The sequence below is a fragment of the Ideonella aquatica genome (assembly GCF_018069755.1).
GTDB classification, from domain to species: Bacteria; Pseudomonadota; Gammaproteobacteria; order Burkholderiales; family Burkholderiaceae_C; genus Ideonella; species Ideonella aquatica.
The window spans coordinates 135499-158342 of record NZ_JAGQDE010000003.1; the positions used below are offsets into that span (position 1 = coordinate 135499).

The following is a 22844-nucleotide window of genomic DNA, read 5'->3' on the forward strand; positions in this document are numbered from 1 at the left end:
CACGGAGAACCCATGACCCTGCATACCAAGCGTTCGATGCTTCGCCTGTCCGGACTGGCCACGGTGGCCGCCGCTGCCGCCCTGGTCGGCTGCGGCAAGAAGGAAGAGGCCGCGCCGGCCGCTGCGTCGGCGCCGGCCTCGGCCGCCGCCCCGGCCAAGGCCGAGCCGCTGAAGATCGCCTTCGCCTACGTCGGCCCGGTGGGCGACGGCGGCTGGACCTTCGCCCACGACAATGCCCGCAAGGCGCTGGAGAAGGAACTGGGCGACAAGATCGTCACCAGCTTCGTCGAGAAGGTGCCCGAGGCCGCCGACGCCGAGCGCGTCTTCCGCGACATGATCGGCCAGGGCAACACGCTGATCTTCGGCACGACCTTCGGCTACATGGAGCCGATGCTCAAGGTGGCCGCCGACAGCCCGAACGTCAAGTTCGAGCATGCCACCGGCTACAAGACCGCGCCCAACATGCGCACCTACGACAGCCGCACCTACGAGGGCGCCTACATGGCGGGCGTGGTGGCGGGTGCCATGACCAAGTCCAACACGCTGGGCGTGGTGGGCTCGATCCCCATCCCCGAGGTGATCCGCAACATCAACAGCTTCACCATGGGCGCGCAGAGCGTGAACCCCAAGGTCAAGACCAAGGTGGTCTGGGTCAACGAGTGGTTCAACCCGCCCAAGGAAACCGAAGCCGCCACCGCGCTGATCAACGGCGGCGCCGACGTGCTGATGCAGAACACCGATTCGCCCGCGGTGCTGAAGACCGCGCAGGAAAAGGGCAAGCGCGCCTTCGGCTGGGATTCCGACATGACCGCCTACGGCCCCAAGGCCCACCTGGGCTCGGCCGTGATCAACTGGGGCCCGTACTACATCAAGGCCACCAAGGACGCGCTGGAAGGCAAGTGGGCCACCGGCCAGAGCTGGTGGGGCGTCAAGGAAGGCGCGATCGACTTCGTGTCCATCGCCGAAGACGTGCCGGCCGACGTGAAGGCCAAGGTCGACGCCGTCAAGGCCGGCCTGAAGGACGGCAGCTTCGCGATCTGGAAGGGTCCGATCGTCGACAACACCGGCAAGGAAGTCCTGGCCAAGGACGCCGTGGCCGATGACGCCTTCCTGGGCGGCATCAAGTTCTACGTCAAGGGCGTGGAAGGCAAGGTGCCGGGCGACGGCAAGTGAAGGCGAGCCGCGGGCCCCGCGCCCGCGGCCACCACGCAGGCAGGGCCGCCCTCGGGTGGCCCTTGTTCATGGGCCACTGGCGTGCGTGACCGACTGCGCCGCGCACGGCGCAGAGTGTTCGCTTACGCGAGTTGGCGGCTCAGCCGCCGAACAGGCGCTTGATCCAGCCCAGCAGGCCGCCGCCCGAGGCGGCGGCGGGGGCCGGCGCAGCAGCCACAGGCCGGACCGCAGCAGCCGGCGCTGGACGGGCGACTGCGGGCGCTGCGGCGGCGGCGCGTGCTGCCGGGGCTGCCGGGCGCGCCGCCGCTGCGGCCTGGGCCGCCTGCGCCGCCTGCGCCGCCTGCCATTGGGCGTAGTGGCGCTTGAGCACCGCATCGGTGGGCGGCAGGCCCAGCAGGCGGTTGCGCTCGGTGATGGCGTGGCGGCGCAGCACGGCGTCGGTGGGCAGCATGTCGGACATGGACATCGTCTCGTCTCCTCGGTGGCCGGTCTGCGCCGGCCGTGTGGTCAGCCGCGGTCCGCGGTAGGGCGTCGGCTGCAAGTTGCGGGCCAATGAGATCCGGGACAACCATGAGTTGTTGTGCCTGGATCGGTGGCGGCGGCGTTCGCCCTCAGCCGTGTCACCATGCAGACTGAGCGCGTCAACCCGCAGGGATCACAGAACATGCGACTTCACGAGCCATTGACCGTCATCGAGTACCGCGACCTGGCGTTCGAGGTCTGGCTGGCGATGTGGCTGGACTACATCGGGCCGGCGAATGCCGACCTGCCGCCCGCCGTGCACCGCTACACCTACCAGCGCATTCACGACGCGAGCACCAGCCTGCAAGGCTTCGTCGTGGCCACCGACCGTCCGATCGGCTTTGTCCACTACTACTTCCATCCATCGTCCTACAACCTGACCGAGGCCTGCACCATCGAGGACCTGTACGTCGCCCCGACGCACCGCGGACAGGGCGTGGGCCGTTGGTTGATCGAGCGCGTGGCGAGCATCGCAGCGGCGCAGGGCGCGCCCGCCCTCCACTGGAAGACCGACGCGTCCAACACGGCGGCGATTGCGCTGTACCGAACACTGGCCAGACAGGCCCAGGTGCTGGCGTTTCGCAAGCCCTTGTGACCCATTGCGCCCGCGCAGCAGCCGGGCCGCGCAAGGCCAATCGTTCAAGCGATGGTCATCACCACTGACCGAAGAACACGCCCGCCTTCTTGTGGTTGTCAGTGCCGCGCTCGATCTGTTCCAGGCTGACCGTGGTGCGCCGTTTGCGCGCGGCCAGCCAGGCCAGCAGCTGACAGCGGAAGGCCTGGCGCACCCCCTCGGTCGCAGCGGATCGACCCAGGTCGACGAACTGGTCCGGATCAGCCTGCAGGTCGTAAAGCTGCTCGGGCGCGCTTTGCCAGTAGACATAGCGCCAGCGCGGGGTGCGCAGACTCCAGGCCTGGCACTGGTCGGGCGCCAGGCCCAGGCGCAGGCGCGCGGCCTTGTAAGCGAAGTCGAGTTCGCTGACCGTGGTGTCACGCCAGTCGGCGGGCGCGGTACCGCGGGTCAGCGGCAGCAGACTGCGGCCCTCGATGCGATGCTGGGGGATGGCCATGCCCAATGCATCCAGGATGGTGGGCACGACGTCGATGCCCTCAACGAATCGATCGCTGGTGCTGCCGCGCGTGGCATCGGCCGCGGCACTGGGGTCGACCACGATGAAGGGCACGCGCTGTACGGTGTCGTAGAACAGCTCCTTTTCGCCCAGCCAGTGGTCGCCCAGGAAGTCGCCATGGTCGGCGCAGAAGACGATCAGCGTGTCCTTGAAGCGGCCCTGCTGCTCCAGCGCGTCAAAGAGGCGCCCCAGGTGGTGGTCGAGCTGCTCGATCAGGCCCTGGTAGGCCGGCCGCACGGTGCGGATGCAGTCGTTCCGGCTGAAGCTCTGGCTCTCCTCGCTCTGGCGGTAAGCGGCCAGCACCGGGTGGGCATCGATCTTCTCGGCCTCGTTGCGCACCACCGGCAGGCACTGCTCGGGCGTGTAGCGCGCGTGGTAGGGCGCCGGTGCCATGTAGGGCCAGTGCGGCTTCACGTAGCTCAGGTGCAGCACCCAGGGCTGATCGCCCATGCGCCGGATGTAGGCCAGCGCCTGCTCGGTCATGTAGGCGGTTTCGGAATGCTCTTCGCGCACCCGCGCCGGCAGATGCACATGGCGCATGTGCCAGCCGCTGACGACCTGGCCGTCCGCATCAACGCCGCTGATGACGTAGTCACTCCAGGGGTCGGCGCTGTCGTAGCCGTGGGCGCGCAGAAAGGCCGGGTAGCCGCTCTCGGTGCCCGGCGCGTGGTGGCCGTCGTAGCGGTCGATCTCCTCGAAGCCGCCGCGGGTGAGCAGCGTGTGCAGCTCGGAGCCGCCCTCCAGCTGGAGCCTCGCCAGGCCCTCGTGGTCGACCATCACATGGGTCTTGCCGGCCAGCGCCAGGTGCAGGCCCTGGCCGCGCAGGTACTCGCCCAGCGTGACCTCGCCCACCGACAGCGGCACGCGGTTCCAGGTGGCGCCGTGGCTGCTGGGCGTGCGGCCGGTGTAGTAGCTCATGCGGCTGGGGCCGCAGACGCCGCTGTTGACGTAGGCCTGCGTGAAGCGCACGCCGCGGCGCGCCAGCGCGTCCAGGTTGGGCGTGCGCAGGTACGGATGACCAGCGCAGGCCAGGTGGTCCCAGCGCAGCTGGTCGGCCATGATGAACAGCACGTTCATCGCTGTCCCCTCAATCGGCCGGCTTGTAGCCCGAGGCGCGGATCGGCGGGCCCCAGCGCTCGTAGTCGGCCTTCATGATGGCGGCCAGTTGCGCCGGGCCGTGGCCGGTGGGCTCCAGGCCCATCTCAACCAGGCGCTTGTGTACCGCGGGGTCGTTCACGGCCGCAGCCGCCGCCTTGGCCAGCCGGTCGATCGTGGCGGGTGGCGTTCCAGCCGGCGCGAACAGCGCATACCAGGGCTGGGCCACCAGGTCGTAGCCCAGTTGCTTGAAGGTGGGTACCTCGGGGAAGGCCGGGTCGCGCTGCTCGCCGGCCACCGCCAGCAGCCGCGCCTTGCCGCCGGCCACCAGCGGCTTGATGTCCGCCACCACGGTGGAGGCGGCATTGACCTCGCCGGCCGCCAGCGCCTGCATGGCGGGCGCGGTGCCCTTGTAGGGCACATGGGTCATGGTGATGCCGGCCGAGCGCGCGAACATCACGCCGAAGAAGTGCGGGATGCTGCCGGCCGCGGCCGAGGCGTAGAAGCCGTTCTTGTCCGGGTCGGCCTTGACCCAGGCCACATAGTCGGCCAGCGTCTTCACCGGCGCCGCTGACTGCACCGCCAGACCGACCTGGAAGTTGCTCAGGTGGGCCACCGGCGCGAAGTCCTTGAACGGGTCGTAGCGCAGCTGGCCGGCATACGAGTGCGGGAAGATCGACATCGTCGCCACCGGCGTCATCAGCAGCGTCAGGCCATCGGGCGCGGCAGCCTTGACCGCCTCGTTGGCGATGCGGCCGCCGGCCCCGGCCTTGTTGTCCACCACCACCGTCTGCTTCAGCGTGCGCTGCATGTGCTCGGCCACGATGCGCGTGAGGGAGTCGCTGGTGGCGCCGGGCGGGTAGCCGACGATCAGCTTGATCGTGCCCTCCTGGGCGCCGGCGGGCAGCGCACAGGCCAGCGCGGCGGCGGCCAGCAGGGTGCGGCGGTTCAGGCTCATGGTGTCTCCTGGTGTGCGGTGTCTTGATCCCCGCTAATCTAGGCGCCGCCGCATCAATTGTTGAAATCAACCATCCCTGGGATTCACCCTGAGCCTGCGCCAGCCGACCAGCCTTGACGACCTGCTGAACTACCGCCTGCTGCGCCTGCACGCCTACAGCGGCGCACCGGTGGTGCGCCTGTTGGAGGGCCGCTACGGCATCGCCCGCCGCGAATGGCGGCTGCTGGCGGTGCTGGCAGCGCAGGGGCCGTTGTCGCCGTCCGCCTTGGCCGAGGCCGCACAGCTGGACCGGCCACGCACCTCACGCGCCACTGGCGTGCTGGCCGCCAAGGGCCTGCTGAGCCGCCAGGTTCAGGCTGGTGACGCGCGCCGTGCCATGGTGGCGCTGACCGAGGCCGGCAAGCGCCTGCACGACGAGATCTTCCCGCAGGTGGCGGCGGTCAATGCCCAACTGGTGGCGGTCCTGCACGACGCCCAGGTGGCCGTGCTGGATCAGGCGCTGACGCAGCTGACCGAGCAGGCCCGGCGCCTGAACGCCGAGCTGGCGCAGGACGTGCGCGCCGACCGCCGGGCAGGCGGCAGCCGGCGTGTGCGGCCTTGACGGTTATGCTGGGGCGATGAGCGACTGGACTGTCTCCGACGCCCGCGCCGATCTGCGTGAGGCCTACCTCGATGGTGCCCCCGGGGTGGCGGCGTCCTCGCTGGCCTGGCTGGTGGCGGCCGGTGTGGCCGCGCAGGTCTCGGCCCAAGCCGCGGTGCTGGCGCTGCTGCTGGGCGGGGCACTGATCCATCCGGTGGGCGTGCTGCTGGCCAAGGCGCTGGGCCGGCGCGGTACGCACACGCCGGGCAATCCGCTGGGCACGCTGGCGGTCGAGGGCACGCTGTGGATGCTGGGCGGCATCGCGGTGGCCTACGGCTTGCAGGTGCTGCGCATCGAGTGGTTCTTTCCGGCGATGCTGCTGACGATCGGTGGGCGCTATCTGACTTTCCAGTCGCTGTACGGCCTGCGCGTTTACTGGCTGATGGGCGGCGTGCTGATGGCCGTGGGCTTGGCCTTGGCGCTGCTGCGGGCGACGCCGCTGCATGCGGCGCTGGCCGGGGGCGTGATCGAGGCGGTGTTCGCCGCCGGGCTGCTGGTGCGGGCGCGCCGCTGAGTCACGGGGCAGCGTGGCAGGCCACGCCCAGCTTGTTGCCGTCGGGGTCGCGGAAGTAGGCGCCCCAGTAGTGCGGGTGGTAGTGCGGCCGCAGGCCCGGCGGGCCCTCGCAGCGGCCGCCCAGCTTCAGCGCGGTGGCGTGGGCGCGGTTCACCTGCTCGCGCGTGGCGGCCAGCAGCGCCACCATCTGGCCGTTGCCGGGCGCGTGCTCGCCCTCGAAAGGACGACCGATCAGCAGCAGCGGTCGCGGCCCGGGCGTGCTCTGCCAGGCGGCCCAGGGGCGGCTGCGGTCGACGAAACGCGGCGCGATCTCCAGCACCTCGGCCAGCGCGCTGTAGAAACCCAGCGCTCGCTCGAAATCGGTGACGCCGATGAAGACGTGGGACAGCATGGCGCCGCAGTCTACGGGTAAGCTGGCTTCATGGGCTACGAACACGATGTCGCGCACCCGCTGCTGCGGGTGGAGGAACTGGGCGACGCGCCGCAGGCGCTGCGCCTGCTGGGCGAGGACTGGGTGGTCTGGCGCGACGGCCAGGGCCAGGCGCGCGCCGCGCGCGACCAGTGTCCGCACCGCGGCGCGCGGCTGTCACTGGGCCGCGTCTGCGCGGGTCAGCTGGAGTGCCCGTACCACGGCTGGCGTTTCGACGGCGACGGCCGTTGCGTCGCCATCCCCGCGGTGCCGGGCTTCACGCCGCCAGCGTCGCATGGGCTGGCCGCGCAGCCGCTGGTGGCCTTCGCTGGCCTGTGGTGGCTGGTGCCACCCGGGTCCAATCCACCGGTGTTCGCTGCCGAGTCCGAGCCGCGGCTGCGCAAGCTCACCGTCGGCCCGTTCGATGTGGCCACCAGCGCGCCGCGGGTGGTGGAGAACTTCCTGGACATGGCGCATTTCGGCTTCGTGCACGAGGGCTGGCTGGGCGAGCGCAGCCATGGCGAGGTGCCGCCCTACCAGGTGGACGCCACCCTCGACGGCCTGCACGCCCACGGCTGCCGCGCCTGGCAGCCGCGCAGCAACCTGCAGTCCACCGAAGGCTCCTGGGTCGACTACAGCTACCGCGTGCCGGCGCCCTACACGGCGGTGCTGGAGAAGGCGCCCGATGCCCAGCAGGGCTGGCGTGAGGGCATCGCCCTGTTCATCTGCCCGCAGGACGAGGAACGCAGCCGTGCCTGGTTCCGCCTGGCGGTGCCTGACTGGGACAGCAGCGACGAGCAGGTGGCGGCCTTCCAGCACACCATCTTCGCCCAGGACCAGCCGGTGCTGGAGTCGCAGCGGCCGCGCCGCCTGCCGCTGAGTGGCGAGGTGCACAGCGCCGCCGACCGGATGTCCAGCGCCTACCGGCGCTGGCTGCGCGAGCGGGGCGTGGGCTTTGGCGTCCTGCCCTGATCAGGCCAGGTCCAGCGTCGGCACGCCCTGGTAGCGGCCGACCAGGCACTGGGCCAGCACGCAGGCCAGGCCCATGTCACCGGTCCACAGGCCGTGCCAGGGCTGGCCGTGCTGATGCTGCAGGGCCCGCATCTGGCCGATGGCGTGCATCGCGAAGGCGCGCGCCCGCTGCAGCCAGCGCTCGTCGCCCTGGCGGGCATGCAGCGCCAGCAGCGCCAGCGCGTTGCCGGCCGTGCCGTGGCAGACGCCAGGGCCCTTGGCCAGCGGGCCGGCCTGCCAGATGGCTTCGCCAGCGGCGGCCAGCAGCGCCTCAAACTCAGCGTCCAGGTTCGAGGGCAGGGCGTTCATCGCGCACAGGATGCCCGGGGCGCCATGGCACCACTGCAGCAGGGCCAGCGCGCCGCCGGGGCGCGGGGTGTACAGGCCGGGCGGCCAGTTGGCCAGCGCGCCCTCGCGGCGCGCGGTGCGGCTCAGCGTGTCGATCGCCAGGGCCTGCAGCGCCGCGCGCTCAGCCTCGGGCAGCCAGGCGCTGGCCAGCAGCAGCGCATGCAGGTTGCCGGCAAGGCCGTGGCCGGCGCCCAGGTAGATCACCTCGCGGCCATGGATGGCCTGGGTCCACACCTGGCAGCCGCTGTCGTCATGGCGGTGCAGGCCGGCCATGACGGCGCTGACGTTGGCGCGCAGTTCGTCCACGGCGCGTGGGTCGTTGGCCAGGTGCGCCAGGTGCCAGGCCCCGAGCATCGTGCCCGGGGCGCCCCACAGCGCCTCCTGGCTGGGATGGTGGCGGTTGGCGGCCGCCACGGCCAGCAGGCGGCTGGCCGCGTCATCGCGGCCGGTCAGCCGCCACTGCACCAGGCGCAGGCCCGCCTCGCCCAGGAACCAGGAGGGCAAGGGCTCGCCGTTGTCGGGCGCGCGCTGCCAGGCCGCGGCCAGCGCGTCGACGCGCGCCGCCGGGTCCCATGGCAGCGAGGCGTGGCCCTGGCGGCGCAGCCACCACAGCGCCCACAGCAGGCCGGCGCCGCCCAGGTACAGGCCCTTGAAGCCGCCGTCGGGGGTGTCGCCCGCGTCGTCGCGGGGATGCACGGGCCAGGTACCGTCGGGACGGGCCGCGGCCTCGCAGGTGCTGACGATCTCCTGCACGGTGGCGCGTGCAGCGTCCGCATCCCAGGCCGGTGCGTCCAGCGGCGTGTGTCGTTCGGGGTGGAAGATCAGGCTCATCCGGGGCGCCACTCCATCAGTCGGTCGGGCGCGGCCGGTGGGCCGAAGCCGAAGAGGCGGTACAGCGCGTGGGCGTCGCGCGTGGCCAGCAGCCAGCGGCGCAGGCCCTGGAGCTCGGGGTGGCCGGTGATCGCGCCCAGCAACTGGCGCGCCAGACCGCGGCCGCGGTGCGATTCCAGCACGTAGACATCGGCCAGGTAGGCGAAGCTGCTGCGGTCGGTGATGACCCGCGCGAAGCCGACCTGGGCGCCGTCGTCATAGACGCCAAAGCACATCGAGTGGGCGATCGCGCGCGCCACCTTCTCGCGGGCGATGCCGGGCGACCAGTAGGAGCGGCTGAGGAAGGCGTGCACCGCGTCCAGGTCGATGCGCGCCGGGTCGTCGCTGACCTCGATCATGGCGCGGCCACCACGCCGTCGCCGTGCGGCGCGCGCTGGAAGCTGGGCTGCTGTTCGGCCTGGGCCGACAGCGCTGCCAGCGTGGGGTAGGGCGCCGGGTCGACACCGCCCAGCGTGGCCATCAGGAAGTGCCAGACCACGGCGCTGGTGATCGCGTCCTGGGTGGGCTGCTGCCAGTCGACCGGCTGGCCGGCGTGGGCGGCCTCCAGCGCCGCCAGGCCGCCCTGCATCTGCATCGTCACGCGGTCAACCCAGGGCTGGTGGCGTTTCTCCTCGGGGCGGATGGCGCGCTCGTAGACCAGCTGCACCGCCTTCTCGCAGGCCGCCAGCGCCAGGCCCAGGCGGTGCAGCGCCTGGCGGCGCTCGGGCAGGGTGCGGGGCATCAGGCTGCGTGGCGCGGCCAGGGCCTCGGCGTAGTCCAGGATCAGCGTCGAATCGGTCAGCATGGTGCCGTCGTCGCACACCAGCGTGGGCGCCTTGACCACCGGGTTGATGCGGCGGAACTCGTCGACGTGGCGGAACACCGACAGCGGCCGGTGCTGGAAGGGCAGGCCCAGGGCCTGCAGCGAGACCGCCACGCGGCGGACATAGGGCGAATCGAGCATGCCGATGAGTTGCATCGCGGGGTCCCGTCGTGGTGCTGTCCATAATCATCGCAAAGCACGCGGGGAGATGCATCCATGGGAGCGATGATGGGGTTCAGGCAGGCACTGGCGGCCGGGCTGTTCGGCGTGTTGCAGGGGGCGATGGCGGCCACGCAGCCGGCGGTGATCGACACCCGACCCGGCATCGATGGCGTGCTGGAGGGCCGCAGCTGGGTCGCGCTGCGTCTGGCTGCACCGCTGGCCGAGCGGCCCCAGGCGCTGTGCGACATCTGGGGCCTGCGCTCGGCGGTGCCGGTCGAGGTGGCCGAGGGCGCCAGCCGCCTGAAGCTGCTGGACGCGGCAGGGGTGCCGCTGGTCGAACGTGACCCGGGCGCGGCCCAGCCCTGGGCCGTGCTGCGTTGCCAGGCCACGCTGCCGGATGGCGCGCCGCTGTCGCTGCGCTGGCTGCGACCGCGGCGCAACGACGCGGCGGTGGGCCTGATGCTGTGGGACAGCCAGCGCCTGGACTTCCGTGCGCGCAGTGACTGGCCGCTGGGCGTGGAGTGCTCGCGCAGCACCCAGGGCAGCGGCTGCAGTCCGCTGGAGCCGGTGCGGGTGCAGTTCCAGCAGCCGGTGCGCCTGAGCGATCTGGCCCAGGTGCGGCTGAAGGCGGCGGATGGCACGCTGGTGGCCCCGCGCGCGCCGGTGGCCAGCGGCGACGGGGTCGGCGACCAACTGGTCTTCGGCCCGCTGCCGCCCAAGAGCCGCTACCAACTGGTCTGGCCCAGCCCGCTGGCCGGCGCTGATGGCCGCGACCTGCTGGGTCGCGCGCGCACGCTGGCGCCGCTGCCGGTGCTGGTGGGCGACACGCCGCCGCTGGCCAAGTTCGGCGGCCGCTTCGGCATCGCCGAGCGCGCCATCGGTGGCGTGGTGCCACTCACGGTGCGTCAGGTCGAGGGCAAGGGCGACTCGGTCCAGGCCACGCTGCGCACGCTGCGCGTCAGCGACGACGCGACCATGATCCGCGCCTACCAGGAGTTGATGCGCGTCACCCAGGCCGATGACAGCCACGCTCGCCTGGCCGATGACTGGGCCGAGGGCGATGAGTCCGAGTCCGCCGCGCCCGCCAAGGGCGCGGCGTTCCGCTACGCCTTCCGCTCCAAGCCCGATGCCGACACCCGCGCGCTGCCCTGGCTGAAGACGCTGCGCGAGGCGCGCAGCCAGCCGCTGCCGCGCCAGTTCGAGGGCCGTGCCTTCGAGGTGCTGGGCGTGCCGCTGCCCGAGCCCGGCCTGCACCTGATGGAGGTGGAAAGCCGCGCGCTGGGCCGCGGCCTGCTGGGCGGATCGCAAACCATGTATGTGCGCGCCGGGGCGCTGGTGACCGACCTGGGCGTGCACCTGCACCTGTCCGAGCGCCAGGCCGCGGTGTGGGTGACGCGCCTGTCCAGCGGACAGCCCCAGGCCCACGCGGCGATCACACTGTACGACTGCCGCGCCAAGGTCCTGGCCCAAGGCCGAGCCAATGCACAAGGCTGGCTGACGCTGGACGTGGCCCAGGGCGACGACCGCTGGTCCTGCCCGCTGTTCGCCTTTGCCCATGTGGGCGACGACACCGGCTTCGTGAGCAGCCGCTGGCAGCAGGGCATCGAGACCTGGCGCTTCGAGACCCTGCGCGAGGGCTGGGCGCCCAGCTCCGACCGCATCACCCACGCGGTACTGGCGCGCTCGCTGCTGCGCCCGGGCGAGACGCTGCATGCGCGCCTGTACTGGCGCCGCATCGGCGCGCATGGCGAGCTGCTGGCGCCCGATGCGGCCCAGCTGCCGCGCAGCATCGACCTGGTGCACCAGGGCAGCGGTGAGCGCCGCAGCCTGCCGGTGAGCTGGGATGCGCGCGGCCAGGCCGAGCTGGTGTGGCCGCTGCCCAGTGGCCTCAAGCGCGGCGCCTGGGCGCTGGCCTTTGGCGATGCCTATGGCGAGACGGTGCAGTTCCGCGTCGAGGAGTTCCGCCTGCCGCTGCTCAAGGCCGAGGTGCTGGCGCCCACCGCCGCGCAGGTGCTGGTACCGATCAGCGACGGCCATCCGGCGCGCGTGGCCTCGTCGCTGCGCCTGTCCTACCTGGCCGGCGGTGCGGCGGCCGGCGAAAGCGTCAAGGTCTTCCAGCGCCTGGCGCCGCTGACGCCGCGCTTCGAGCAGCATGAGGGCTTCTGGTTCGGCCATGACGACCGCTGGCGCAGCGAGGATGCCGGCAGCGAAGCCGCGCTCGGCAGTGCGGTGGACGGCGAGGCCATCGGCGACGAGCGCGCCCGCACGCTGGACGCCCAGGGCACGCTGAAGGTGGAGGCACTGATCCAGCGGCCGCTGGACCGCCCGCGCACCCTGGTCACCGAGATGGAATACCGCGACCCCAACGGCGAAACCTACCGCGCCCAGGGCCGCACGCCGCTGTGGCCGGCGTCCCTGGTGCTGGGCATCCGCGCCGCGCCCTGGAGCAACGAGGCCCGGCGCAGCGTCGAGCTGCTGGCGGTGGACCCCAGCGGCAAACCGGTGGCCGATGCCGCGGTGCGGCTGGAAGGCGGCTGGGACGGCTATGTGTCGTACCGCCGCCGCTCGGTGGGCGGCTTCTACGGCTATGCCAGCGAGCGCCGCGACTACACACCCGAGCCGGTCTGCGAGGGCCGCACCGATGCCCAGGGCCGGCTGCGCTGCCAGGTGGCGCCCACGATGGACGGCCTGGACGCGGGCGAGTACACGCTGCGCGGCATCGCCACTGATGCCCAGGGCCGCCAGGCCCGGGTGGGCACCACGCTGTGGTTCTATGGCGGCGGCGAGCTGTGGTTCGCCCAGGGCGACCACGACCGCATCGATGTGCTGTCCGAGAAGACCCGCTTCAAGCCCGGCGAGACCGCCACGCTGCAGGTGCGCTCGCCCTTCCGCGAGGCCACCGCCTGGGTCAACGTGATGCGCGGCGGCCAGGTGGTCGACACCCTGGTGCTGCCGATCAGCGGCCAGCAGCCGCAGATCAGCCTGCCGATCAAGCCCAGCTACGCGCCCAACGTGTTCGTCAACGTGCTGGTGATGCGCGGCCGCGTGGCCGAGCCGCCGGCCACCGCGCTGGTCGACCTGGCGCGCCCGGCCTTCAAGCTGGGCCTGCTGGCGCTGCAGGTGGGGGCCGACGGGCAGAAGCTGGCCGTGTCGGTGAAGACCGACAAGCCGGCCTACCAGACGCGCGAGAAGGCGCGCGTGTCCCTGCAGGTGCGTGCGGCCGACGGCGCGCTGCCGGCGCAGCGTGAGGCCGCGGTCTTCGTCATCGACGAGGCGCTGCTGGAGCTGCTGCCCAACACCAGCTGGGACCTGTTCGGTGTGATGCTGGCGCGGCGCGGCTATGGCTTCGAGACCGCCAGCGCCGCGATGCAGGTGCTGGGCAAGCGCCACTACGGCCGCAAGGCCTTGCCGCCCGGCGGCGGGGGTGGCCGCAGTGCCGCGCGTGAGCTGTTCGACACGCTGCTGCTGTGGCAGGGCGCGGTGCCGCTGGATGCCGAGGGCCGCGCCACGGTGGAGGTGCCGATCAACGACAGCCTGACGCGCTTCAGGGTGGTCGCGGTGGCCAATGCGGGCAGCGACCGCTTCGGCACCGGCGAGGCCAGCTTCACCGTCAGCAAGGACCTGCAGCTGTTCTCGGGCCTGCCGGCCACGGTGCGCGAGGGCGACCGCTTCAGCGCCGGCTTCACGCTGCGCAACACCACCAGCGCGCCGATGAAGATCAGCGTGCAGGCCACGCTGGGCGGCCAGACACTGCCGGCGCGCAGCCTGAGCCTGGCCGGCGGCGAGGCGCGCGGCGTGGACTGGCCGGTCGACGTGCCGGCTGGCGCCAGCGCGTTGGAGTGGAGCGTGCAGGCGCGCGGCGAAGGCCCCGGCGGCGTGCGCGAGGATGCGCTGAAGCTGCGCCAGCCGGTGCACTCGCCGCTGCAGCCGCTGCGCTACGACGTCGGCCTGCTGAAGCTGCAGCCCGGCGCCGACGCGCAGACCCTGGGCGTTCAACCCCCCGCCGGCAGCCTGGTCGGCCGCGGCGAGGTGCGTGTCAGCCTGGCGCCGGCGCTGGCCGCCGATGCCTCGGGCGTGCGCGCCTACATGCGCGCCTACCCCTTCGCCTGCCTGGAGCAACGCACCAGCAAGGCGGTGTCGCTGCGCGACCCGGCGCTATGGAAGATCATCAGCGAGGGCATCGACGCCTACCAGACCGCCAGCGGCCTGCTCACCTACTACCCCGGCAGCGGCCACGCCGACCAGGGCTTCGATGTGCTGACCAGCTACGTGCTGTCGGTGGCCCACGAAGCCGGCCTGACGCTGCCCGAAGACGCCCAGCGACGCGCACTGGATGCGCTGGAGCAGTTCGTGCGCGGCCGGCTGACGCTGCGCTGGGACTACTGGGGCGGCGACGGCCTGGACCTGACCGAGCGCAAGCTGCTGGCGCTTGAAGCCTTGTCGCGCTGGCGCAAGCTGCCGCCCGCCCTGGGTGAGAGCCTGCGCCTGGACCCGGCCAAGGACCTGCCCAGGCTGAGCCACCGCGCCATCGTGCAATGGCTGGACCTGTTGCAGCGCAGCCGCTGGCCGCGCAACGCCGAGGCCACCACCGCTGCGCTGGCCGAACTGGACAAACGCCTGATCGATGACGGCCAGGGCGGCCTGCGCCTGCGCACCCGCGCCGAGGAGCGCCGCTGGTACTTCATGTACAGCGAACCCGTCAGCCAGGTGCGGCTGGCGCTGTTGGCGCTGGACCACCCGGCGCTGAAGGCCCGCGCCGACGCGCTGGCGCGCGGTGCGCTGCACCTGCAGAACCCCGGCGGCCACTGGTGGGACACGCAGGCCAATGTCTGGGGTGCGCTGATGCTGGACAAGCGCGCCCGCCAGGCCAGCGGCGAGATCAGCGGCAGCACGGTGCTGGCCCTGGGCACGCAGACCCGCACCCACGACTGGGCGCGCCAGCCCGCGGGTGAGACCTATGTCTTCAGCGCCGAGGGCCTGGGCCCGCAGCGCCCCGGCGCGGTGGCTGCGCGCCACCTGGGCACCGGCCAGCCAGTGCTGACCGCGCAGGCCAGCGCACTGGGCCCGCTGAGCACCGCCCAGGCCCACGGCGCCGAGCTCAGCCGCAGTGTGCGCGCGCTCAAGCAGGCCCGGCCCGGCCAGTGGAGCGTGGGCGACGTGCTGGAGGTGACGCTGCGTTGGCGCCTGCAGCAGCCCGGCGGCGCACTGGTGGTCAGCGACCCCATCCCCAGCGGCGCCACGCTGCTGGGCAGCGGCCTGAAGGGTCAGGCACCGGTGGATGCGGGCGGCGGGCGGCGCGGCTGGCGCCGCGAGGACGGCAGCTGGGAGGCCTGGCCGGCCTACATCGAGCGCGGCTTCACCCAGGTGCGCGCCTACTACGAGTACCTGTGGGGCGAGGGGCCGTTCACGATGACCTACCAGCTGCGCCTGAACACCGCCGGCCGCTTTGCGCTGCCGCCGGTGCAACTGGAGGCGATGTACGACCCCGAGGTCTGGGCCGCGCTGCCGGGCAGCACGGTGGAGGTGAAGTGAGGCGCTGGGCGCTGGCGTGGCTGGCGGTGGTGCTGAGCCACAGCGCCGCGGCGCAGACCCTGCCCCGCTTCGAGCAGGTGCGCGCCGCGCACCGGCCCAGCGACGCACTGCTGCTGGACCGCCATGGCGAGCCAATCGGCGCGCGGCGCGTGGATGCCACGGTGCGGCGGCTGGCGTGGGTCAGCCTGGACGAGGTGTCGCCCGCGCTGCCGGAAGCCCTGTTGTGGGCCGAGGACCAGCGCTTCTGGCAGCACGGCGGCGTGGACTGGGCGGCCGCCGCGGCGGCGCTGTGGCAGCGCGCCAGCGGCGGCAGCGCGCGTGGCGCCAGCACGATCAGCATGCAGGTGGCGGCGATGCTCGATCCGGCACTGGCCCGGGGTGGCGCGCCGCGCGACCTGTCGCGCAAATGGAGCCAGGCCGAGGCCGCCTGGGCGCTGGAGCGCACCTGGAGCAAGCCGCAAATCCTGGAGGCCTACCTCAACGGCCTGGGTTTTCGCGGGGAGTTGCAAGGCCTGCGTGCCGCCAGCCAAGGCCTGTTCGGCAAGTCGCCCGATGGTCTGGACAAGCAGGACAGCGCGCTGCTGGCCGCACTGGTGCGCGCGCCCGGCGCCCCGGCCACCACCGTGGCCCGCCGCGCCTGCCAGATCCTGGCCCACACCCGGCCGGGCGAGCCCTGCGACGCGCCGGCGCTGGCCAGCCTGCTGAATGCCGCGCAGCCGCCGCAGCCGGCCGAGCCGCTGGCGCCGCATGCGGCACGCCGCCTGCTGGCCGATGGCCAGACACGCCGCAGCAGCCTGGACGCCGCCCTGCAGCGCAGCGCGCGCCAGGTGCTGGCGGCCCAGGTGGCGCAGCTGGCGCCACACGGCGTGGAGGACGCCGCCGCGGTGCTGCTGGACCGCCGCAGCGGCGAGGTGCTGGCCTATGTGGGTTCGTCCGGCGGCTTCAGCCGCGCCGCCCAGGTGGACGCGGCCGATGCGCCGCGCCAGGCGGGCTCCACGCTCAAGCCCTTCTTCTACGCGCTGGCGCTGGAGCGTGGCCTGCTGACGCCGGCCACGCTGCTGGATGACAGCCCGCTGGCGCTGGCGGGCGACAACGGCGTCTACGCGCCACGCAACTACGACGGCCGCTACCAGGGGCCGGTGTCGGTGCGGCGGGCGCTGGCCTCGTCGCTGAATGTGCCGGCGGTGCGCACCGTCGGCCTGGTCGGCGTGCCGGCGGCGCACGCGCTGCTGCGCGCGCTGGACCTGCCGCTGCTGCCCGAGCCGGCGCACTACGGCGACTCACTGGCGCTGGGCAGTGCCGACGTGACGCTGCTGTCGCTGACCAATGCCTACCGCGCGCTGGCCAACGGCGGCGTCTGGAGCCCGGTGCGCTGGACAACTGACGGCGCACTGCCGCCGGGCCGTCGCGTGCTGGGTGCCCCGGCCGCCTGGCTGGTCGGCCACATGCTGTCGGACAACGCCGCGCGCGAGACCACCTTCGGCTTCGACAGCGTGCTGGCCACGCCGGTGTGGAGCGCCGCCAAGACCGGCACCAGCAAGGACATGCGCGACAACTGGTGCATCGGCTTCACCGAACACTATGTGCTGGGCGTCTGGGTGGGCAACGCCAGCGGCGCGCCGATGCGCGATGTCTCGGGCGTCAGCGGCGCCGCACCGGCCTGGGCCGAGCTGGTGCGCCGGCTGCACCGCGACCTGGCCAGTCGGCCCCCGCCGGCGCCGCCCGGCGTGGTGGCCCAGACGGTGCGCTTCGAGCCGCCGATCGAGCCGCCGCGCGACGAGTGGTTCCTGGCCGGCAGCGTGCCGGCGGGGCCGGTCGTCGTCACGCTGCAGGACAGCGCCGGCCGGCCGCGCATCCTGGCGCCACAGGCGGGTGCGCTGCTGGCCTGGGACCCCGACATTCCGCCCGGCCGCCAGGCCCTGGTGGCGCGCCATTCTGATCCCCAGCGCGCGCTGCAGTGGCAGCTTGATGGGCGCGACGCCGGCCAGGGCGCCACGCTGACCGTGCCGCTGGTGCCCGGGCCGCACCGCCTGACCCTGCTGGACGCCGCCGGCAGCGTGCTCGACGAGCGCCTGTTCGAGGTGCGCGGCGGCCCGGGCACGCCACGTGCATCCCGCTGAACTATCCTCTGCCCCTGACCTGACGGAGCCCACCATGACCCCCGCGATCGCCTTCGACCGCATCCCCCGCGACCGCCTGCCGGCGCTGCTGCAGCGCATGCCCAAGGCCGAGCTGCACATCCACATCGAGGGCTCGCTCGAGCCCGAGCTGATCTTTGCGCTGGCGCAGCGCAATGGTCTGACGCTGGCCTACCCCAGTGTCGAGGCGCTGCGCGCCGCCTACGCCTTCACCGATCTGCAGAGCTTCCTGGACATCTACTACGCCGGCGCCAGCGTGCTGCTGCACGAGCAGGACTTCTTCGACATGGCCTGGGCCTACTTCCAGAAGGCCGCCGCCGACCATGTGGTGCATGCCGAGCTCTTCTTCGACCCGCAGACCCACACCGAGCGCGGTGTCGACATCGGCGTGGTGATCCGCGGCCTGCACCGCGCCTGCCAGCAGGCGCAGGCCGAGCTGGGCGTCAGCGCCTCGCTGATCCTGTGCTTCCTGCGCCACCTCAGCGAGGAGGCCGCGTTCGACACGCTGGAGGCGGCCCTGCCGTACCGCGAGCTGTTCATCGGCGTGGGCCTGGACAGCTCGGAGGTGGGCCACCCGCCCGAGAAATTCGCCCGCGTGTTCGCCAAGTGCCGCGCCCTGGGTCTGCATGTGGTGGCCCATGCCGGCGAGGAGGGCCCGCCCGCCTACATCCATGCGGCGCTGGATGTGCTGCAGGTGGAGCGCATCGACCACGGCGTGCGCAGCGTCGAGGACCCGGCGCTGATGCAACGCCTGGCCGCCAACCGCGTGCCGCTGACCGTCTGCCCGCTGTCCAACGTCAAGCTGTGCGTCTACCGCACGATGGCCGATCACCAGCTGCCGGCGCTGCTGTCGGCCGGGCTGTGCGCGATGGTCAACTCGGACGACCCGGCCTACTTCGGCGGCTACATGAACGACAACTTCCTGGCCACCTTCGACGGCCTGCCGCAGCTGGGCGCCCGTGAGGCGTGGCAGCTGGCGGCCAACAGCTTCGAGGCCAGCTTCGTGCCGGCTGCGCAGAAGGCGGTGTGGCAGGCTGAATTGGACCGCGTCTTCGCCGACGCCGCTGCCTGATCAGACGGCGGCAGGCCGCGGTCGCGAACCGCGGATCACGGCCTGCCAGGCCGCGCCGATGGCCGCCAGCGTCAGCGCGCCCAGGCCCCACAGTGTCCACAGCAGTGGCGCCAGCCATTCGGCCAGCCACTGCAGCAGGCGCCATTCGTGCGCCGCACCCAGGCCCACCGACACCAGCAGCAGGGCGTCGTCCAGCAGGTTGACCAGGCCGTCGCGCGCCTGGCGCGCCCACTCGCCCCAGCCCTCCAGTGTGGGCAGCCCATGCAGTGCCTGCTGCGCCGCCAGCACCGTGGCCTGCGGGTCGGCCAGCAGCGCATGCACGCCCCACAGCGCGCCGCTCCACAGTGCCAGCAGCACGCCGAGTACCATCCACATCAGAGTGATTGCCATCAGGGCTTCGACTCTACGCCACGCCCGAGTTCCCCGATGCCTTCGTCCCGCGACAGCCGTCCCGTCTACTCCACCGACACCGGCCGCCTGTGCCCCGGCTGCGCCCAGCCGGTGGCGCTGTGCCGCTGCCGTGAACAGGCTCGCGCCGCGGCCCGCCCGGCGGGTGATGGCACGGTGCGCGTCTCGCGCGAGGTGGCCGGCCGCGGCGGCAAGGTGGTGACCGTGGTGCGCGGCCTGCCCGGCAGCGACGCCGAACTGGCGGCCACCGCCAAGGCGCTGAAGGCCGCCTGCGGCAGCGGTGGCACGCTGAAGGACGGTGTGCTCGAGATCCAGGGCGAGCAGCGCGACAAGGTCGTGGCCTGGCTGCAGGCCCGCGGCCTGAGCGTCAAGCGCGCCGGCGGCTGATCGACGAGAATCCGCGGCTTTCGAGGAGTCCCGCCATGCGCATTGCCGCCGATCTCGTCACCGCTCTGGTGGCCGCCCTGCACATCTACATCCTGGTGCTGGAGATGTTCTGGTGGGACACGCCCAAGGGCCGCAAGGCCTTCGGCCTGACGCCGGAGTTCAGCGCCGCCACCAAGGTGCTGGCCGCCAACCAGGGCCTGTACAACGGCTTCCTGGCGGCCGGCCTGGTCTGGGGCCTGTGGCTGGGCCCGGCCGGCGATGCGGTGAAGGTGTTCTTCCTGCTGTGCGTGGCGGTGGCGGGCCTGTATGGCGCGGCCACGGCCTCCAAGCGCATCCTGTTCGTGCAGACGGTGCCCGCGGCGCTGGGGCTGGCGCTGCTGTTCCCCCTGCGGGGCTGACGCCGTTGCCCTGAGGCTCAGGGCTTGACCCGCTGCACCTTCAGCACCGTGCCATTGCGCTTGAGGGTGCGCAGCACATCGGCCAGGTGCAGGCGGTCGCGCACGCTGACCAGCAGGCGCAGCTCGGCCACCTCGCCGGGCGGCTCGTCGCCCATGTCGATGTGGGTGATGTCGGCCTCGGCGGCGCTCACCGCCTGCGCCACCTGGGCCAGCACGCCCTTGCCGTTCTTCAGCAGGATCAGCACGCCGGCCTCGAACGGCCGCACCGGCTCCTCCGCCCATTCCACCTGCATCCAGCGCTCGCGGTCGCGCTCGAACAGGCGCTTGCCGGTGGAGCACTCGGCGGTGTGCACCACCAGCCCCTCGCCGCGGCCCAGGTAGCCGACGATCGCGTCGCCCGGGATCGGCCGGCAACAGGTGGCCAGGCTGACCGAGGCGCCCTCGGTGCCGTCGATCACCACCAGGCCCTGGGTGGGCGCGGAGTCGTCGCCACCGTAGCGGCCCAGGCTCAGCGTCAGCGCATCGGGCCGCTGGCCGGCTTCGCGCAGCTGCTGGGCCATGCGCTTGGCGACGATGGTGGCGATCTTGCGGCCCAGGCCGATGTCGACCAGCAGGTCGCCCGGCGTGCGGTTGCCACTCCAGCGCAGCACCGGCTGCCAGATCGCGGTGAGCGGCTCACCCTCGCGCGCGGGCAGCGCCAGGCCTTCGGCGCGCAGCGCCTGGCCCAGCATCTTCTCGCCCAGCGCCTGTGACTCGGCGTGCTCCAGGTTCTTCAGGTAGTGGCGGATTTTCGAGCGCGCGCGGCCGGTGCGCACGAAATTCAGCCAGGCCGGGTTGGGCCGGGCGCCGGGGGCCGAGATGACCTCGACCACGTCGCCCGAGCGCAGCTCGGTGCGCAGCGCGGCGGCCTCGCCGTTGATCTTGACGGCCACCGTGCGGTCGCCCACGTCGGAGTGGATGGCGTAGGCAAAGTCCACCGCGGTGGCCCCGCGCGGCAACGCCAGGATCTTGCTCTTGGGCGTGAACACGTAGACCGCGTCGGGCACCAGGTCGATCTTGACGTGCTCCAGGAACTCGGACGAATCGCGCGTGTCCTGCTGGATGTCGAGCAGCGACTTCAGCCACATCGCGCCCAGGCGCTGCGCCACATCGGAGGGGCTGCCGCCGATCTTCTGGCCGGTCTTGTAGAGCCAGTGCGCAGCGATGCCGGCCTCGGCCACCGCATGCATCTCCTCGGTGCGCACCTGGAACTCCACCGCCGTGCCCAGCGGGCTGACCAGGGTGGTGTGCAGCGACTGGTAGCCGTTGGGCTTGGGAATCGCGATGTAGTCCTTGAAGCGGCCCGGCACCGGCTTGTAGAGCTGGTGCAGCACGCCCAGCGCCAGATAACACTCGGGCAGGGTCTGCACGACGATGCGAAAACCGAAGATGTCGTTGACCTGCGCAAAGCCGGCGTGCTTCTCGCGCATCTTGCGGTAGATCGAGAAGACGGTCTTCTCGCGGCCCGAGATCTCGGCCTTGAGCTTGTTGTGCGCGAAGGCCTTGACCACATCGTCCTGCACCTTGGAGACGATGTCGCGCCGGTAGCCCCGGGCGCGCTGCACCGCCTTCTCCAGCGCCGCATGGCGCCAGGGGTGGATGTAGCTGAAGGACAGCTCCTGCAGCTCGCGGTAGGTCTGGTTCAGGCCCAGGCGGTGGGCAATGGGCGCGTAGATGTCCAGCGTCTCGCGCGCGATGCGCGAGCGCTTGTTGGCGGCCATGGCGGCCATCGTGCGCATGTTGTGCAGGCGGTCGGCCAGCTTGACCAGGATGACGCGCACATCGCGCGACATCGCCAGCAGCATCTTGCGGAAGGACTCGGCCTGGCCTTCCTCGCGGGTGGAGAACTGCAGCTTGTCGAGCTTGGTCAGGCCGTCGACCAGCTCCGCCGTGGGCGCGCCGAAGCGCTCGATCAGCTCGGTCTTGGTGACGCCGCAGTCCTCCATGGCGTCGTGCATCAGCGCGGCCATGATGGCCTGCGCGTCCAGCCGCCAGTCGGCCACCAGGCCAGCCACCGCGATCGGGTGGGTGATGTAGGGCTCGCCGCTGGCGCGGAACTGGCCCAGGTGGGCCTCGTCGGCGAACTTGTAGGCGTCGCGCACCAGCTTCAGGTCGGCCTTGGCCAGGTAGCCCAGCTTGTCGGCCAGGCCGGCAAAGGTGGAGACCTCGGGTTCGCGCGGCGTCGAGGCTCCGGGCGCGGTCTTGGTCCTGCCGACCAGCGCGGCGGGGATCAGTTCGGCGGCGAAGGATCGGATGCCCATCGCCCGAATCTAACCGAGAAAGCGCACCCTGAAAGTGCAACGGGCGCCAATCTGGCGCCCGTTGTCAGGGAATGCGGTGCGTGCCGATCAGGTCGGGACCTTGCGCAGCATCTCCAGGCCCACTTCGCCAGCGGCGATTTCGCGCAGCGCGGTCACGCCGGGCTTGTTCTTCGACTCGACCTTGGGCGCGTGGCCCTGGCTCAGCATGCGCGCGCGGTAGGTGGCAGCCAGCACCAGCTGGAAGCGGTTGGGGACCTTGTTCAGGCAGTCTTCAACGGTGATGCGGGCCATGGGTGTCCTTGCGGAGGTCGGCGCGCGGGCGCCGGGGCAGATCAGGAAATGTCCAGCGCGGCAAACACCTGGGATTTGGCGCGCCGCTGGGCGGCGTACTTCAGGCGCTGGGAATGGACCACCGTCTTCAGATCGAAAAGGGCAGTCTCGAACAAGCTGTTGATTATAACAAAGTCGAAATGCCGGGCCTGGGCCACCTCGGTGCGGGCGTTGGCCATGCGCAGCGCGATCACCTCGGGCTGGTCCTCGCCGCGGCGCTTCAGGCGCTGCTCCAGTTCCTGCCAGCTGGGCGGCAGGATGAAGATCAGCACCGCGTGCGGGAAGATCTGCTTGATCTGCAGCGCGCCCTGCCAGTCGATCTCGAGGATCACATCCTCGCCGGCCATCAGCCGCGCCTCGATGCCCACGCGCGAGGTGCCGTAGCGCCGGCCGTGCACCTCGGCCCACTCGAAGAACTCGCCGCGATCCACCATCGCCTGGAAAGCCTCGGGCGTGACGAAGTGGTACTCCCGGCCGTCCTGCTCCTGGCCGCGCGGCGCGCGCGTGGTGTGCGAGACCGACACGCCCAGGTGCGAGTCCAGCTCCAGCAGCGCCTTGACCAGGCTGGACTTGCCGGCCCCGCTGGGGGCGGCGACGACGAACAGGTTGCCGGGGGTTTCCATG

21 protein-coding genes are annotated in these 22844 nt (G+C 72.0%); 10 read left to right on the forward strand and 11 right to left on the reverse strand.

Features of this window, described 5'->3' with window-relative positions; genetic code table 11:
• The first annotated feature begins 12 nt into the window (after positions 1-12).
• Positions 13-1173 carry a BMP family ABC transporter substrate-binding protein gene (locus KAK06_RS04860; RefSeq protein ID WP_210800795.1) on the forward strand — a complete coding sequence of 387 codons (1161 nt, stop codon included), beginning with the start codon at positions 13-15 and terminating at the stop codon, positions 1171-1173.
• Positions 1174-1312: 139 nt separating this feature from the next.
• On the opposite strand, the gene KAK06_RS04865 is transcribed toward KAK06_RS04860, so the two are convergent.
• Entirely contained in the window at positions 1313-1639 is a 327-nt protein-coding gene (locus tag KAK06_RS04865) for a hypothetical protein (protein ID WP_210800796.1), read from the reverse strand.
• Positions 1640-1837: 198 nt separating this feature from the next.
• Between KAK06_RS04865 and KAK06_RS04870 the strand changes: the two genes are divergently transcribed.
• Positions 1838-2290 (forward strand): GNAT family N-acetyltransferase, encoded by a 453-nt coding sequence (locus tag KAK06_RS04870; RefSeq protein WP_210800797.1) that lies wholly within the window; start codon positions 1838-1840, stop codon positions 2288-2290.
• 58 nt (positions 2291-2348) lie between these two features.
• Here KAK06_RS04870 and KAK06_RS04875 read toward each other — a convergent pair whose 3' ends face one another.
• Positions 2349-3902: a sulfatase-like hydrolase/transferase gene (locus KAK06_RS04875; protein ID WP_210800798.1), complete on the reverse strand. Its 1554-nt coding sequence runs from the start codon at positions 3900-3902 to the stop codon at positions 2349-2351.
• 10 nt (positions 3903-3912) lie between these two features.
• A complete protein-coding gene (locus tag KAK06_RS04880) occupies positions 3913-4878 on the reverse strand; it encodes a tripartite tricarboxylate transporter substrate-binding protein (RefSeq protein WP_210800799.1) in 966 nt (321 codons plus the stop codon).
• 172 nt (positions 4879-5050) lie between these two features.
• Here KAK06_RS04880 and KAK06_RS04885 point away from each other — a divergent pair, with 172 nt between their 5' ends.
• Positions 5051-5479, forward strand: a complete 429-nt coding sequence (locus KAK06_RS04885) for a MarR family winged helix-turn-helix transcriptional regulator (protein ID WP_310741035.1) — start codon at positions 5051-5053, stop codon at positions 5477-5479.
• 16 nt (positions 5480-5495) lie between these two features.
• Positions 5496-6032, forward strand: a complete 537-nt coding sequence (locus tag KAK06_RS04890; protein WP_210800800.1) for a DUF7010 family protein — start codon at positions 5496-5498, stop codon at positions 6030-6032.
• Between the two features lies 1 nt (position 6033).
• Here KAK06_RS04890 and KAK06_RS04895 read toward each other — a convergent pair whose 3' ends face one another.
• Positions 6034-6423, reverse strand: a complete 390-nt coding sequence (locus KAK06_RS04895) for a VOC family protein (RefSeq protein ID WP_210800801.1) — start codon at positions 6421-6423, stop codon at positions 6034-6036.
• Positions 6424-6453: 30 nt separating this feature from the next.
• Here KAK06_RS04895 and KAK06_RS04900 point away from each other — a divergent pair, with 30 nt between their 5' ends.
• Positions 6454-7413, forward strand: coding sequence for a Rieske 2Fe-2S domain-containing protein (locus tag KAK06_RS04900; RefSeq protein ID WP_210800802.1), 960 nt, complete (start codon positions 6454-6456; stop codon positions 7411-7413).
• Here KAK06_RS04900 and KAK06_RS04905 read toward each other — a convergent pair whose 3' ends face one another.
• From KAK06_RS04905 to KAK06_RS04915, 3 genes are read right to left on the reverse strand one after another with little or no spacing between them, the layout of a single operon-like run.
• Positions 7414-8631, reverse strand: coding sequence for a lanthionine synthetase C family protein (locus KAK06_RS04905; protein ID WP_210800803.1), 1218 nt, complete (start codon positions 8629-8631; stop codon positions 7414-7416). It lies immediately after the preceding gene.
• Positions 8628-9029 (reverse strand): GNAT family N-acetyltransferase, encoded by a 402-nt coding sequence (locus KAK06_RS04910; RefSeq protein WP_210800804.1) that lies wholly within the window; start codon positions 9027-9029, stop codon positions 8628-8630. The genes KAK06_RS04905 and KAK06_RS04910 overlap by 4 nt, the downstream gene beginning before the upstream one ends.
• Positions 9026-9649, reverse strand: coding sequence for a glutathione S-transferase family protein (locus KAK06_RS04915; RefSeq protein ID WP_210800805.1), 624 nt, complete (start codon positions 9647-9649; stop codon positions 9026-9028). The genes KAK06_RS04910 and KAK06_RS04915 overlap by 4 nt, the downstream gene beginning before the upstream one ends.
• A gap of 60 nt (positions 9650-9709) precedes the next feature.
• Between KAK06_RS04915 and KAK06_RS04920 the strand changes: the two genes are divergently transcribed.
• Genes KAK06_RS04920 through KAK06_RS04930 form a run of 3 tightly spaced genes read left to right on the forward strand, consistent with a single transcriptional unit; the run spans position 9710 to position 18397 of the window.
• Entirely contained in the window at positions 9710-15187 is a 5478-nt protein-coding gene (locus KAK06_RS04920; protein ID WP_210800806.1) for an alpha-2-macroglobulin family protein, read from the forward strand.
• Positions 15184-17307: a penicillin-binding protein 1C gene (pbpC, locus tag KAK06_RS04925; protein ID WP_210800807.1), complete on the forward strand. Its 2124-nt coding sequence runs from the start codon at positions 15184-15186 to the stop codon at positions 17305-17307. The genes KAK06_RS04920 and pbpC overlap by 4 nt, the downstream gene beginning before the upstream one ends.
• Before the next feature lie 34 nt (positions 17308-17341).
• Complete coding sequence (locus KAK06_RS04930) at positions 17342-18397, forward strand: adenosine deaminase (protein WP_210800808.1); 1056 nt, start codon at positions 17342-17344, stop codon at positions 18395-18397.
• Here KAK06_RS04930 and KAK06_RS04935 read toward each other — a convergent pair whose 3' ends face one another.
• Positions 18398-18772, reverse strand: a complete 375-nt coding sequence (locus KAK06_RS04935; RefSeq protein ID WP_210800809.1) for a hypothetical protein — start codon at positions 18770-18772, stop codon at positions 18398-18400.
• 51 nt (positions 18773-18823) lie between these two features.
• Here KAK06_RS04935 and KAK06_RS04940 point away from each other — a divergent pair, with 51 nt between their 5' ends.
• Positions 18824-19192: an SUI1 family translation initiation factor gene (locus tag KAK06_RS04940; protein WP_210800810.1), complete on the forward strand. Its 369-nt coding sequence runs from the start codon at positions 18824-18826 to the stop codon at positions 19190-19192.
• A 35-nt stretch (positions 19193-19227) separates the two neighbouring features.
• Positions 19228-19590, forward strand: a complete 363-nt coding sequence (locus KAK06_RS04945) for a DUF1304 domain-containing protein (protein WP_210800811.1) — start codon at positions 19228-19230, stop codon at positions 19588-19590.
• A gap of 17 nt (positions 19591-19607) precedes the next feature.
• Here KAK06_RS04945 and KAK06_RS04950 read toward each other — a convergent pair whose 3' ends face one another.
• From KAK06_RS04950 to gmk, 3 genes are all read right to left on the reverse strand, one after another.
• A complete protein-coding gene (locus KAK06_RS04950; protein WP_210800812.1) occupies positions 19608-21890 on the reverse strand; it encodes a RelA/SpoT family protein in 2283 nt (760 codons plus the stop codon).
• Between the two features lie 87 nt (positions 21891-21977).
• Positions 21978-22181: a DNA-directed RNA polymerase subunit omega gene (gene rpoZ / locus KAK06_RS04955; protein WP_210800813.1), complete on the reverse strand. Its 204-nt coding sequence runs from the start codon at positions 22179-22181 to the stop codon at positions 21978-21980.
• A 41-nt stretch (positions 22182-22222) separates the two neighbouring features.
• Entirely contained in the window at positions 22223-22843 is a 621-nt protein-coding gene (gene gmk / locus KAK06_RS04960; protein WP_210800814.1) for a guanylate kinase, read from the reverse strand.
• Position 22844 lies beyond the last annotated feature (1 nt).